The organism is Fictibacillus nanhaiensis, assembly GCF_042686385.1.
Classification (GTDB): Bacteria; Bacillota; Bacilli; order Bacillales; family Fictibacillaceae; genus Fictibacillus; species Fictibacillus nanhaiensis.
Genome location: NZ_JBHUPF010000006.1, coordinates 2,559,360 through 2,571,246 on the forward strand (window position 1 = coordinate 2,559,360; position 11,887 = coordinate 2,571,246).

Sequence of the window (11,887 nt, forward strand, 5' to 3'; positions counted from 1 at the left end):
GATGGCAAACAGATTATTTCAAATCGCGAGAAATGCCGTTCAACAAGCTGTAGGAAAGGTCCAACATTCAACACATGAATTAAATAACCAGATTTCTAACAGTGAACATGCCAATCATGCCGAACTTTCTAGTCATGACAAAGAAGTCGCACAGAATGCTCTCTCTTCTGCAATGGCAAATTCTTCTGATGCAGAGCGCGCACAGTTGGCTGAATTCCAAAAAGAATTGGATAGCCACTCTGGTGTTTCCTCGCATATGAATTCTGATGCAGCAGAAAACCAGCAGCACTCGGATGCAGGACAGCCTCAATCTTTTACTCAAGCTACCGGCTTAAGTTTAGAAGACGCCCAAAGCTTATTGGAAGAGAATCCCGATCGCCTCAACTAATTAGAATGAAGAAACAGCTTTCTCTTTTCACGGAGAAAGCTGTTTTTTTGGAAATGTGATGGCAGTCAATGTTTTAATCTTTCTTATTACAAGTTCACTAAGTTCTTCATATCCATATTTATTAAAATGAAGACCATCATCTATGACGTATTTTTGAATGTTCTTTTCAACCAATGTTTCAAACAATGGTATATATGATGTCCCCTCGTGTTTCGCCACTTTTTTAACGGTTTGTGCATATTGTTTCATCCTATTGTTCGTCCGTGCTTTCTGTTGGTCTTCAAACACAGGAGCTGGGCTGATCAAGATGACTTTATCTGCTCCAATTTTATTCACCATATAGGTTAGGTTCTTTTCGTATTCTTTTAATGGAATAAGTCTATGATCGCTTGAATCGTTGGCCCCAAAAAGTATAGTAACAAAATCAGGATGATGCCTCAGAACGTCATCTTGCAGCCTTACAAGTGCCGCTCTCGTCGTTTCTGCAGGTATTCCAGCATTCATTACTACCCATTCGGTTAATTCTTGTCTTAAGCGGGAAGTTAACCTAAGTGAGCCATCTTTACTCTTTTCTTTTGAAGTGATGCTGTCTCCAAAACAAACAAGAGTCTTCATTTCTTACTCATCTCCTCTGTTTGAATGTCTCTAATTAGACTATTCGAAAGAAATTACCATTTATCAAACGTCAAACCATCATTATTTTTGTTATAATGTGATATGTGAAGAAGATATCTTATGTTTTAGAGTAACTTTGGGGGCATTGTATGAAAATATATCGTGTAACGAAAGAAGCTGAAACTCATATCATTGAAGAAATTGCCCATTTATTTTTACAGCAGCGTACGATGGACGGTGAGCCAGAAGAGAGATCCAGAACGTTTGCTGGTATTAAGATGGCGCTTGAAAACCCAGATAAAAGCGGAATTATCATCGCAGAAGAAGAAAACTCCGTGATTGGACTTGCCTTTTTTAACTTAGGAGTAAGCCTTCGAATCGGTGGACCTTACCTTTGGTTAAATGAGCTTTATGTACATGAGAACCATCGAAACAGAGGAATTGCCCGTAAACTTTTGCTACACTTGATCTATTGGGCTGAGAGAGATGGAATCAAATCCATCGAACTTGAAACAGGGATCAATAACTCCGTTACGAAGCATCTATACAATTCATTGGATTTTCATGATATCATCTCTAAAAGGTATGCATTTCATTTTTGATACTAAATACTATTATTTGAAGGAGTGTTCGTAATGGCAGTAGAATTTTCGATCCAACCAACACCGAACCCTAACGCAATTAAATTTGATGGTTCAGAGAAATTTTTAGAAGGAAGACTTTCTGCACGTGTAGGTGATGATTCAGACTCCCCTCTTGCTAAAGCACTATTATCCATTGATGGCGTAGATTCAATTTTTGGTTTTGAGAACTTTATAACAGTAAATAAAACAAACGACAGTGACTGGAACGAATTGATGCCAGAGATTCAAAAAGCGTTAGAAGAGAACGCTTAAGTGGTTTACGCCAGCCTTTACGATAGGGCTGGTTTTTTTGTTGCGACATTTTAAGATTTTTCTATTTAAAGGTCTGAAGCGGCACTGACAGTGTATCTGATTTTTTCCCGTTCTTTGGACTGTAGTAAAACAGTTCTAGCATGAGGGTACCGTTTATCGGCAGGTCTTCTTTTTTCAAATGGACTTCGAATAAAAATGGAGCCCAATCTGGTCCACCTTCCACGATTTGTTCATTCTTTTCAACAAAGATGTTATGGCCATCAGAAACGGAGTAGACAAATGTGCCTTCAAACACTCTTGCCTGTCCAGATACTTTATAAGTACCGTCTTTTCCTGAAAAGTGTATATTTCGAAAAGATTTATTCTCCTTTTCCTCAGAGCCCCCTTGAAGAGTAAGCACTTCTTCTACTGATAGACGCTCAGTCTTCAATGATCCTGGTGAAATTTCATGAGGTAGAAAAGTTGCGCTGACTCGATAAATCCCTGCTTTTCTGCTCGCAGCTGAAAGCTCCCACTTTGTTTTCCAAATGTGGCTTGCACCTGCTTTAATATGTACATCCTCTTGTTTTTTCTCATAGTTCTTTCCTTTAGAATGCCTAAACACTTCTTTATTCGAAGAATCCATAATAGTCACATCAAACATCTTGGAGCTATTGAAAGATAAAGTTACCATATGATTGCTATGATTCTCAAGAACTGCGAGAACATCAATCCCATCACTTCTTTGTTGGATGGATAAAACCGGATTTAGCTGAGAAGAAACTTCGCCTTGCTTACCTTTAAGTTTACCCTGTTCTTTGCCACACGCTGACAGTAAGAATAGAACCGAACAAACCGTTAGAAAGACTATAACGGAAATTTTAAATGGCCTCATGTTATCATTCACCTCCCTTTCATTTTTACCTTTATATGGTGAATTTATTGAAAACATTCATAAAAAAACACCAAGTATGGACCTTGTCCATACCTGGTGTACAAAAATGAAGGTTTTGTAATTGTGTGGGGTCAGACCCCTTAGTCATTTCTGAAGAAGCCATAGATGCCTGTTGTGTGTACGATATTTGTGAAGGCATTCGGATCTACCTCTTTAAGCACTTGCTCTAGATCGTACAGTTCATAGCGTGTGATAACGATGATGAGCATCTCTTTGTCTTGCTTAGAGAAAGCGCCTTTTGCAGGTACAATCGTAATACCTCGAACCATCTTTCCGTGTATCGCTTCTTGGATTTCGTTCCCCTTCTTCGTGACAATCATCGCTGTTAGCTTTTCGTGACGCGTATGTACAGCGTCAATAACACGTGATGATACGTAAAGAGCAACAAGCGTATATAACGCCTTCTCCCATCCGAAAAGGAAACCTGCTGCAAGTATGATCAATCCATTGAGGATAAAGAAATAACCACCGATCGGTTTGTTCTTCATTCTTGATAAGATCATGGCGATAATATCAAGTCCTCCTGTTGATGCTCCATACTTTAACGTCACTCCAACACCTAATGCTGCGATAACACCACCGAAGACCGCATTCAGGAGTATGTCTGAAGAAACAACTGTGATAGGTATGATTTCTAAAAACGCCGTGATCATAATAACACTTAAGAAACTATATATCGTAAACGACTTTCCTACTTTCAGCCAGCCTAAAATCGTAACAGGAATATTAAATAATAAGTACAAAATACCAGTGCTGATCGGAAAAGCCGTATTAACGAGCAGTGATGAGATCAGCTGAGAAACGCCAGTAAATCCACTCGCATAAACCTTTGCCGGTATTAAGAACATGTTAAGTGAGACGGCATTAAGCAGGGCTCCTACGATTATAAAAAATATTTTTTTTAGTTCAGTTACGCCAAGATCATTTAAGCGAAAACGTTCTGTCATAAGTGAGAGTCCCTCCTTTTTCATTAATCCAAGATTCATTTTTAACAGATAAAGATAGCCCACGTCAATAGTCATAAGAGCTATTTTTCAAACATGATCATTGCCTTTTCATTCCATCACAAGTTAAACTATAGAAAAAAGCCAAGCAGGTGAACAATAATGACTACCATAATAACCGATACAGGATCTGATCTACCCAAACAATTATTGGATGAATACGAGATCATCATGTTGCCTTTAATCGTTCAGGTTAATGATGAAGAATATTTAGATCGATCTAATATCGAACCAAAGCAGCTATATACATATATGAAGGAAGGCGCCGTTCCCAAAACAGCTCAAGTTCCTCCATCGATCATCAAAGAAACCTTAACTTCATGTGCAAGAAACGGACAACCTGCCATCTATATCACTTTATCCTCAGGTATCAGTGGGACTTATCAGACAGCTGTTCTTATGAAAAATGAAGTATTAGAAGAATACCCGAACGCTCAAATAGAAGTTTTTGATAGCCAATCTGCGTCATTAGGGTATGGTCTAATGGTCTATGAAGCAGCTAAAGAAGCGAAGGAAGGAAAATCTTTTGAAGAGATCCTAATTACCCTTCAACACTATCAGAAGCACCTTGAACATATTTTTACCGTTGATGACCTTGAATATTTATTGCGCGGCGGAAGAGTAAGTAAAACGGCCGCTGTCATGGGCACACTCTTAAAGATCAAGCCCGTTCTTCATATGGAAGATGGAAAACTGTTTCCACTTGAGAAACTGCGCGGAAAGAAAAAAGTTCTCGGACGAATGGTAGAAATCATGAAAGAAAGAGCTTCATCTCTTGATGACATCACGATCGGAATCAGTCATGCTGATGATACAGAAACGGCAAAAGCTTTAAAAGAACTGATTATTGAAGAAACAGGGAACAAAAACATTTTAGTTACGATGATCGGTTGTGCGATCGGTGCTCACGCAGGTCCTGGGACAATCGCCTTATTCTTCTTAAATACACCTAAAAAAGTATCTTAAAACATGATGAATAATGAGGCCACTTCTGACAGATGTTAGAGACAGGAGGGATTTTCATGACACATCGTAATACGAAAGACAATAATAAGCGGCCTGAAGATAATCAGGCCATGAATCAACTGAAAAATGAAGCAGAACTTGTGAGCAAACAAAAAGGAAAGCAACCTTTTTCAAAAAAGCCAGATCATCTCTAGAGCACTAAAAAAGCCCCCTTATGCTAGATAAGGGAGCTTTTTTCATCTTCAATTATTTAGTTTATCATAATTAGATGAGTGGAAATCTTATCGTAAAACAAGTATCGTCTTTCGTTGAACTTACTGAAATCGTTCCGTTATGTTTTTCAACGATCTGCTTACAAACCGAAAGCCCGAGTCCTGTTCCGAGTGACTTTGTCGTTACAAACGGCTCGAAGACATTTTCAAGTAAATAGTCAGGAATCGGATTACCATTATTACAGATTGATAATTCTGCCATGTTCTCTTCGTTTTTCTTTAGAGAAACTTTAATCTTTCTCTCACCATTCCAGCCACTTAATTCTTCGACTGCGTTCACTAGGATGTTTAATAACACTTGTTTGACCTGTGAACTGTCACCCTCTGTAAACACGTCATTTTCGACTCGTGATAAGGTTACAATATTCGTTTCAGTAAAACGCGGATACATAAAATTAAGCATTTCCTTCAAAATTGATGATAACGAGATTTTCTCAAGCTTATCTTGCAAGCCCCTCATCTTTGATAAATAGAGAAACTGTGTGATCTTTTCTTCAAGGCTCTGCATCTCGTTTTGTATAATTTCAAAATAATACTCTGATTGGTCCGTCTTATTCAATTCTTTTTGAAGAAGATAGATAAAGCCTTTAACAGAAGTAAGGGGATTTCGAAATTCATGAGCAAAACTGGCAGCAATCTGCCCAAGCATAGTTAACCGATCATGATGCATCTCTTGAATGAACTGATTTTTCCGATCAATGATCGAATCCTTTAGTGCTGTGTATTCCTGAACACTCAAGAAGACGAGCTGATCAAAATACAGTTGCATCTTTAAAACGCCATCGCCTTTTAATTGGTCATTTAAGAGCGAACACATTAAAAGTTCATATACGATGCTTCGGCCAACATTGATGTTATGAACAAAATCCCCTACGTTCGCTTTCGCTTCGATTCTTTCTTTTGCGACCTTACTTGTTAAAGCTTTCAGTCTTTCAAGTGAACCGGTTTCCAAAAAGTTGATCAATTCTACTATCGTTTGATGCCCGTTCTTTTTAACTTCTTCATAAAAAGGATCATTTTGAGGCAACAGTACGTGTTCCAGCCATTTTTCAACAATGCTTGTTCTTTGGTTCTTTAAAAATCGAGCAAGTTCTGTATTTGATTGTGTGTTTGTACTGCTATCCAATGTTATCACCCTTTTGTTGAAAAAAACTCTATTCTCATTATGAATGAAATAGCACGTTTCTACAATGCATTGTCGAAATGTGTTTAAATTATGGAAAAATATACATGATGTTGATCCGTATGGAGAAACTAACTGTAAACGAGTTATGAAAGGATGGATTTCATGCACACGATGTGGAAAGGTGCAATCAGCTTTGGTCTTGTTAATATTCCAATCAAGCTGTTTGCAGCAACTGAAAATAAAGATATAAAAATGAGATATTTACATGAGAAGTGCCATAGTCCGGTTCAGTATGAAAAAATTTGCCCTGTCTGCGAAGAGACAGTTGATTCTAAAGAAATTGTTAAAGGGTATGAATATGAGCCAGGTAAGTTCGTAGTGGTTGAAAAAGAAGAACTTGATGAACTAGCAGGTGTTTCTGATAAATCAATCGAGATCATCGATTTTATAAAGTTAGAGGAAATTGATCCTATCTTTTATAACCGTTCTTACTTCGTTGGACCTGGCGAAAACGGTACAAAATCTTTTGCCCTCTTAAAAAAGGCAATGGAAGACACCGGGAAGATCGGACTTGCCAAGTTCACACTTCGATCAAAAGAACACCTTGCAGCCGTTCGAGTATACAAGAACGGTCTAGTTTTGGAAACGATTTTTTATCCCGATGAAGTTAGAAATGTTGATCATGTCCCTGGTTTGACAGATGAAGTTTCACTCAACGAAAAAGAAGTTGAGATGGCGAAGCAGCTTATCGAACAGTTAACTGCTCCGTTCGAGCCTGAAAAGTATGAAGACGAATACCGTGAAGCCGTTCTCGAATTGATCAACTCAAAAATTTCTGGTGATGAAGTAAAAGTGGCTAAAGAAAGGCCGAAAACGAATGTTGTAGACCTAATGGAAGCACTTCAAGCTTCTATCAATGAGAGTAAGGGAAAAGAAACCCCTGATAAAGGTAAGAAGACCAAAGAAGCTGCTTCGAAAAAAAGCAAAGATTCCACAGAAACGAAGCCTAAAAAGAAAAAATCAACAGCAAAGAAGAAAGCTAGTTCATGATTCAATCCTTTTTAAAACCCATGCTCCCTTCTCTTTCAAATGAGTTGCCCGTAGGAGATCAATGGGTATATGAAGTGAAATACGACGGGTTTAGATGTTTACTTTATTGGGATCATTCAACTGTGATCATGACATCTAGAAATGGTCATCCTCTGCATGGTATTTTCCCTGAGATTGCAGATCATCTGAAAAGCATTGAGCATCGTGTTAAACACATGTTTCCCCTTCTTTTAGATGGAGAACTATGCATTCTAGAAAACGAGAATAAAGCCGATTTTGAACACATTCAAAAAAGAGGCAGATTAAAACAACCCGATAAAATTGCACAAGCTTCTAAAAATAACCCATCGTCGTATTGTGCATTCGATCTGCTAGCTAGTAAGGATGATTACATTTATCAAAGGGGTTTTCTGGAACGAAAAGAAAACTTGCAGAGGCTTCTTCAGCTTGCAGGTGTTCAAAGTAATAAAATTTCACCCGAGAGTCGTCTTAATTTTATTCCATTTACTTCGGCAAGATCGGAAATAACGAAAAGAGTTCAGGTTGACAAGAGTGAAGGAATTGTGGCAAAGAGTACTTCTAATAAATGGACTCCAGGAATTCGGACAAATGAATGGATCAAAGTGAAAAATCTTAAATATCATCCCTTTATCGTATTAGGTTATGATACGGAAAACGGTTTTTTCCATGTTGGTGTAATGAATGAAGGGACCGTTGAGTTTGTCGGATTATTCTCTCATGGCATATCTCCAGAAGAGAAGGAAGCGTTGATTCAAATCATAAAGAAAAATATGATAAGCAGGAAAGGTACGCTTATTATGATAGAGCCTTCGATCTGTGTAGAACTTTCGTATTTAGAACTATACAAAAATCAATTGAGACAGCCAAGGTTTGTTTCATTTCGTTTTGATACAAGCTGGGAGGAATGTACATGGGAAAGTCTTCAAAAGAACAAATAGATCTTAATGTAAACGGCGAGATCGTTACGTTAACAAGCCCAAACAAACCACTTTGGCCGGATCACAATATTGTTAAAGTAGAATATATCAATTATTTGACTCAAGTAGCGCCATATATGCTGCCTTTTTTACAGCATCGAGCTTTAACGGTCATCAGGTATCCTCATGGAGTGAGTGAAGAAAAGTTCTATCAAAAGAATTGTCCAGATTATGCTCCACACTATGTACATACGGCTCTGGAAGAAGAGATTAATTATATCCTTTGTAATAACTTACCTACATTGCTCTGGTTAGGAAACCAGCTTGCATTCGAGTTTCACATTCCTTATCGAACCGTTGAAAATGTTCACCCCTCAGAGATCGTGATGGATTTAGATCCTCCCTCTCGTAAGGAATTTCATCTTTCGGTAGAAGCTGCACTTTTGATAAAAGAAGTCTGTGACAAGTTACATCTCACCACATTCATCAAAACAAGCGGTAATAAGGGTATGCAGATCTATATTCCATTGCCTGAACAATCCGTTACATTTGATGATTCACGTCTATTCACAGAATTTCTAGCCCATTATTTAATCGAACGTGAGCCAAAATGGTTTACGATCGAACGACTAAAAAAGAATCGTGGAAACCGTTGTTATGTGGATTACATTCAGCACGCCGAGGGGAAAACCATTATCGGTCCTTATTCAGTAAGAGGAAATGATGATGCGTTAGTGGCTACCCCTCTATACTGGGAAGAAGTGAATACTTCCTTAAAGCCTGAACATTTTCCACTTACATCAATCATGGATCGGATAAAAGAAGTAGACGACCCGTTTAAAGATTTTTTTTCTTGTAAAAGTAAGCAGCCGATCCTACCTGTAATTAAAGCTCTTAAGGAAAAAAGCCTCTAAGAAGATTTGAACTTATCTTCTTGAGGCTTTTTATTATGCAGTATTAATGAGCTTACTTCCCACTAACCTTACTGCACGTCTGTCTTTCGATCAACTGAAAGGGAACGACTACTCGTTTTGCTTCTTTTTCTGGACATTGAATGCATTCCAGGAGTCCTTTAGCGGCTTCATAACCGAGTTTAAAGATATTGATGTCTACAGATGTTAGTGAAGGTGATGAGAGTTCAGATAGCATAACGTTGTTGAAACTTAGTAACGAGATGTCATCGGGTACGCTCACTCCTAGCTCGTTTAACGTGCTCAACACACCGAAGGACATAACGTCATCAATAACAAGAAGTGCTGACGGTGGCTCTTTTAATGCAAGAAGTTCCTTTACCGCTTCTTGCCCTCCTTCTTTTAAGAACTCTTCATGAACAATATACTCATCTTTATAGGGCAGACCCGCATTTCGTATCGCCTTTTCATATCCTAATAACCGGTCGATGGTTACGACTAAATTCAAATTTCCTCCTACAAAACCGATTCGTTCGTGACCAAGTGATATGAGATATTCAGTCATTTCTTGAGCTGCTTTAAAGTTATCGTTATCTATATGTGTGATCGTCTCAGCATTTTTAAACGGCTTTCCGATTACTGTGAAAGGAAATTTCTGTTCTTGCAAGTAGCACATGATACGATCATCAACACGTGAATACAACATAACGATGCCATCCACTCGACGACCTTGTACCATACGCACAACCCCTTCGAAGATTTCATCTTCCGTATTTCCTGTGGACATGTATAGGGCGTATTCTTGTTCATGTGCAATGGTACTGATTCCTCTGATGACTTCTGGAAAAAAGGGATTTTGAAAAGCTTTGTCTGCAGAACTAGGCATGACAAGACCGATTGCCTGAGTGCTTCGGTTAGCCAGACTTCTTGCATTGAAGTTTGGATGATAGCCAAGATAGTCCATTGCTTCTTTAACTTTGCGCTTTGTTTTTTCAGATATTCGAGGATTATTCGCGATTACCCTTGAAACGGTTGAGGGGGCAACATCAGCTAATTTTGCTACGTCTTTTATCGTAACTGACATGTTATAGTCCTCCTTTCAGACTATTTGGCATAGTGTATACGCTTACTTATTCCATCAATAATTGTATAGCGTTCGTAGGAAAAAAGAAATATTAATTCCTTTCCACTTTTAATGTTTCTACTTTTTTTGTAAATCGAACTTCTTCATCAATTTCACATTGCATCCAAATCATTTTTACGTCTTTTTTCTTTTGTATAAATAGAATACACTTAACACCGCTATTATTAATGCTGCAGCAATTACATAGAACTTCCAATCAGAATCTGCTTTTTTCACAGCATATATTTCAGCTGATTCCCCAGCCATATTCATTTCGACAGAAGTATCGTTCACCTTTATCTCTTCGTCTGATAACAAACTTACAAGTTTTTTATTATGAAGGTTCTTATCCGAAAAAGAAATAGCAGACTTCTTCTTATCATTGTTAAACGCGATATAGATTGTTTCATCCTGATATTTTCGTTTAAACACGGCTTTCCCATCTTTATCAACAATCATCGAATAATCGCCACGTCTAAGTGCAGGATGTTTCTGTCTAAGCTTTCCTAATTTTGATGTGAATGTTTCGAACTCCTTATTTTGAGAAAAATCCATCATACGGCGGTTATCAGGATCTTTGGCCCCATCCATCATATGCTCTGTTCCTTGATAGAGGATAGGAATACCAGGTGCCGAGTAAAGGTAAGTAAGAGCGAGCTTTAGCCTCTTTTCCGGATCTTCTTGCTTCAGCAGTGCTTCACGCACGAATCGAATGTTATCATGATTATCTATAAAATTTCCTAACGTATACGGATCTTTATAATAGAACTTGTTTCTCTCCCATACAGCGTTCAGTTCTGAAAGCGATTGTCCACTTTGTCTAAAGATTCGAACCATCTCATTAAACAATGGATAATCTACAAACGATTGAATGCCTGCATTATTGTACTCAGCAATATATCTTGGATCATTGTGCCAAACTTCACCGATTAAATAAAAGTCAGGTTTAGCCTTATTTACTCGTTCAGAAAACTCTTGCCAAAAATCTTTTGGCACATGTTTTACCGTATCTAAACGATAGCCATCTATGTCTGTTTCTTTGATCCAATATTCAGCCATGTCGAGTAAGTACTTACGTGTTTCATTGTTCTCTGTGTTCAGATCGGGCAATCCAGCGAGCCACCCGTTCTCAACTTCTTGTTGGTTATCCCAGTTGCCGATTTCCATCTCTGGGTGGAACCAATCTTGTTTTGACTTGTCTTCTAACCAAGGATGTTTATACCCTGTATGATTTACGACAAGATCTAATATGACTTTTATATCTCGATCATGTGCTTTTTTGACAAGCTGTTTTAACTCATCCTTTGAACCGAAATGTTCTTCGGTTTCATAGAAGTCCTCCGTCCAATAACCGTGATAGCCTCCGGGTTCGTTCTTAACCACAGGCGTTAACCAGATCGCCGTAACCCCAAGATCATCAAGATAATCAAGCTTATCCATGATCCCTTTGAAGTCTCCCCCATGATAAGCTGAAGGGTCATTAAGATCTACATCAAAGTCGTTATCTTTGTTTCCATTATTAAACCGGTCCACCATGATAAAATAGATCGTTTCGTCTTTCCATGATCGTTCTTCCTTTTTTTCTGCAAGCGCTTTATTTTGAACAGATAAAAAAAGAAGAAACGACATAGCTAAGAATATCATTCTTTTGCCCATCGCCGTTC

The 11,887-nt window shown here is 38.2% G+C and carries 14 protein-coding genes; 8 read left to right on the top strand and 6 right to left on the bottom strand.

Features of this window, described 5'->3' with window-relative positions:
• The first annotated feature begins 1 nt into the window (after position 1).
• Positions 2–388: a DUF3813 domain-containing protein gene (locus tag ACFS5O_RS16770; RefSeq protein ID WP_205725928.1), complete on the top strand. Its 387-nt coding sequence runs from the start codon at positions 2–4 to the stop codon at positions 386–388.
• 27 nt (positions 389–415) lie between these two features.
• Here the strand turns inward: ACFS5O_RS16770 and ACFS5O_RS16775 are convergent, their stop codons facing one another.
• A complete protein-coding gene (locus ACFS5O_RS16775; protein WP_066393048.1) occupies positions 416–1,003 on the bottom strand; it encodes a GDSL-type esterase/lipase family protein in 588 nt (195 codons plus the stop codon).
• Between the two features lie 149 nt (positions 1,004–1,152).
• On the opposite strand from ACFS5O_RS16775, the gene ACFS5O_RS16780 reads away from it, so the two are divergent.
• Positions 1,153–1,605, top strand: a complete 453-nt coding sequence (locus tag ACFS5O_RS16780) for a GNAT family N-acetyltransferase (protein WP_205725927.1) — start codon at positions 1,153–1,155, stop codon at positions 1,603–1,605.
• Between the two features lie 33 nt (positions 1,606–1,638).
• Positions 1,639–1,899, top strand: a complete 261-nt coding sequence (locus tag ACFS5O_RS16785; protein WP_205725926.1) for a NifU N-terminal domain-containing protein — start codon at positions 1,639–1,641, stop codon at positions 1,897–1,899.
• A gap of 61 nt (positions 1,900–1,960) precedes the next feature.
• Here the strand turns inward: ACFS5O_RS16785 and ACFS5O_RS16790 are convergent, their stop codons facing one another.
• Together ACFS5O_RS16790 and ACFS5O_RS16795 are read right to left on the bottom strand one after the other, a co-directional pair.
• Entirely contained in the window at positions 1,961–2,773 is an 813-nt protein-coding gene (locus ACFS5O_RS16790) for a BsuPI-related putative proteinase inhibitor (protein WP_205725925.1), read from the bottom strand.
• 140 nt (positions 2,774–2,913) lie between these two features.
• Positions 2,914–3,780 carry a YitT family protein gene (locus ACFS5O_RS16795; RefSeq protein ID WP_205725924.1) on the bottom strand — a complete coding sequence of 289 codons (867 nt, stop codon included), beginning with the start codon at positions 3,778–3,780 and terminating at the stop codon, positions 2,914–2,916.
• 159 nt (positions 3,781–3,939) lie between these two features.
• On the opposite strand from ACFS5O_RS16795, the gene ACFS5O_RS16800 reads away from it, so the two are divergent.
• Positions 3,940–4,803: a DegV family protein gene (locus tag ACFS5O_RS16800; RefSeq protein ID WP_318300195.1), complete on the top strand. Its 864-nt coding sequence runs from the start codon at positions 3,940–3,942 to the stop codon at positions 4,801–4,803.
• Positions 4,804–4,859: 56 nt separating this feature from the next.
• Entirely contained in the window at positions 4,860–4,997 is a 138-nt protein-coding gene (locus ACFS5O_RS16805) for a hypothetical protein (protein WP_205725923.1), read from the top strand.
• Between the two features lie 70 nt (positions 4,998–5,067).
• On the opposite strand, the gene ACFS5O_RS16810 is transcribed toward ACFS5O_RS16805, so the two are convergent.
• The gene (locus ACFS5O_RS16810) at positions 5,068–6,201 is read right to left on the bottom strand and encodes a histidine kinase N-terminal domain-containing protein (RefSeq protein WP_205725922.1); all 1,134 of its coding nucleotides are present in this window, start codon (positions 6,199–6,201) and stop codon (positions 5,068–5,070) included.
• 162 nt (positions 6,202–6,363) lie between these two features.
• Between ACFS5O_RS16810 and ku the strand changes: the two genes are divergently transcribed.
• From ku to ligD, 3 genes are read left to right on the top strand one after another with little or no spacing between them, the layout of a single operon-like run.
• Positions 6,364–7,251, top strand: a complete 888-nt coding sequence (gene ku, locus ACFS5O_RS16815) for a non-homologous end joining protein Ku (RefSeq protein WP_205725921.1) — start codon at positions 6,364–6,366, stop codon at positions 7,249–7,251.
• On the top strand, positions 7,248–8,210 hold the full coding sequence (locus ACFS5O_RS16820) for an ATP-dependent DNA ligase (RefSeq protein WP_318300194.1): 963 nt from the start codon (positions 7,248–7,250) through the stop codon (positions 8,208–8,210). Before ku ends, ACFS5O_RS16820 begins: the two co-directional genes overlap by 4 nt.
• On the top strand, positions 8,183–9,103 hold the full coding sequence (gene ligD, locus ACFS5O_RS16825; RefSeq protein ID WP_318300193.1) for a non-homologous end-joining DNA ligase: 921 nt from the start codon (positions 8,183–8,185) through the stop codon (positions 9,101–9,103). The genes ACFS5O_RS16820 and ligD overlap by 28 nt, the downstream gene beginning before the upstream one ends.
• A gap of 52 nt (positions 9,104–9,155) precedes the next feature.
• Here the strand turns inward: ligD and ACFS5O_RS16830 are convergent, their stop codons facing one another.
• Positions 9,156–10,184 carry a LacI family DNA-binding transcriptional regulator gene (locus ACFS5O_RS16830; RefSeq protein ID WP_205725920.1) on the bottom strand — a complete coding sequence of 343 codons (1,029 nt, stop codon included), beginning with the start codon at positions 10,182–10,184 and terminating at the stop codon, positions 9,156–9,158.
• A 174-nt stretch (positions 10,185–10,358) separates the two neighbouring features.
• The gene (locus ACFS5O_RS16835; RefSeq protein ID WP_205725919.1) at positions 10,359–11,879 is read right to left on the bottom strand and encodes an alpha-amylase family glycosyl hydrolase; all 1,521 of its coding nucleotides are present in this window, start codon (positions 11,877–11,879) and stop codon (positions 10,359–10,361) included.
• Between the last annotated feature and the right edge of the window lie 8 nt (positions 11,880–11,887).

What these genes read in the sequence shown, in the direction of transcription:
- ACFS5O_RS16830 (WP_205725920.1), bottom strand. Translation starts at nt 10,184, where the DNA reads ATGTCAGTTACGATAAAAGACGTAGCAAAATTAGCTGATGTTGCCCCC.
- ACFS5O_RS16780 (WP_205725927.1), top strand. Translation starts at nt 1,153, where the DNA reads ATGAAAATATATCGTGTAACGAAAGAAGCTGAAACTCATATCATTGAA.
- ligD (WP_318300193.1), top strand. Translation starts at nt 8,183, where the DNA reads ATGGGAAAGTCTTCAAAAGAACAAATAGATCTTAATGTAAACGGCGAG.
- ku (WP_205725921.1), top strand. Translation starts at nt 6,364, where the DNA reads ATGCACACGATGTGGAAAGGTGCAATCAGCTTTGGTCTTGTTAATATT.
- ACFS5O_RS16835 (WP_205725919.1), bottom strand. Translation starts at nt 11,879, where the DNA reads ATGGGCAAAAGAATGATATTCTTAGCTATGTCGTTTCTTCTTTTTTTA.
- ACFS5O_RS16795 (WP_205725924.1), bottom strand. Translation starts at nt 3,780, where the DNA reads ATGACAGAACGTTTTCGCTTAAATGATCTTGGCGTAACTGAACTAAAA.
- ACFS5O_RS16805 (WP_205725923.1), top strand. Translation starts at nt 4,860, where the DNA reads ATGACACATCGTAATACGAAAGACAATAATAAGCGGCCTGAAGATAAT.
- ACFS5O_RS16785 (WP_205725926.1), top strand. Translation starts at nt 1,639, where the DNA reads ATGGCAGTAGAATTTTCGATCCAACCAACACCGAACCCTAACGCAATT.
- ACFS5O_RS16770 (WP_205725928.1), top strand. Translation starts at nt 2, where the DNA reads ATGGCAAACAGATTATTTCAAATCGCGAGAAATGCCGTTCAACAAGCT.
- ACFS5O_RS16790 (WP_205725925.1), bottom strand. Translation starts at nt 2,773, where the DNA reads ATGAGGCCATTTAAAATTTCCGTTATAGTCTTTCTAACGGTTTGTTCG.
- ACFS5O_RS16775 (WP_066393048.1), bottom strand. Translation starts at nt 1,003, where the DNA reads ATGAAGACTCTTGTTTGTTTTGGAGACAGCATCACTTCAAAAGAAAAG.
- ACFS5O_RS16800 (WP_318300195.1), top strand. Translation starts at nt 3,940, where the DNA reads ATGACTACCATAATAACCGATACAGGATCTGATCTACCCAAACAATTA.
- ACFS5O_RS16820 (WP_318300194.1), top strand. Translation starts at nt 7,248, where the DNA reads ATGATTCAATCCTTTTTAAAACCCATGCTCCCTTCTCTTTCAAATGAG.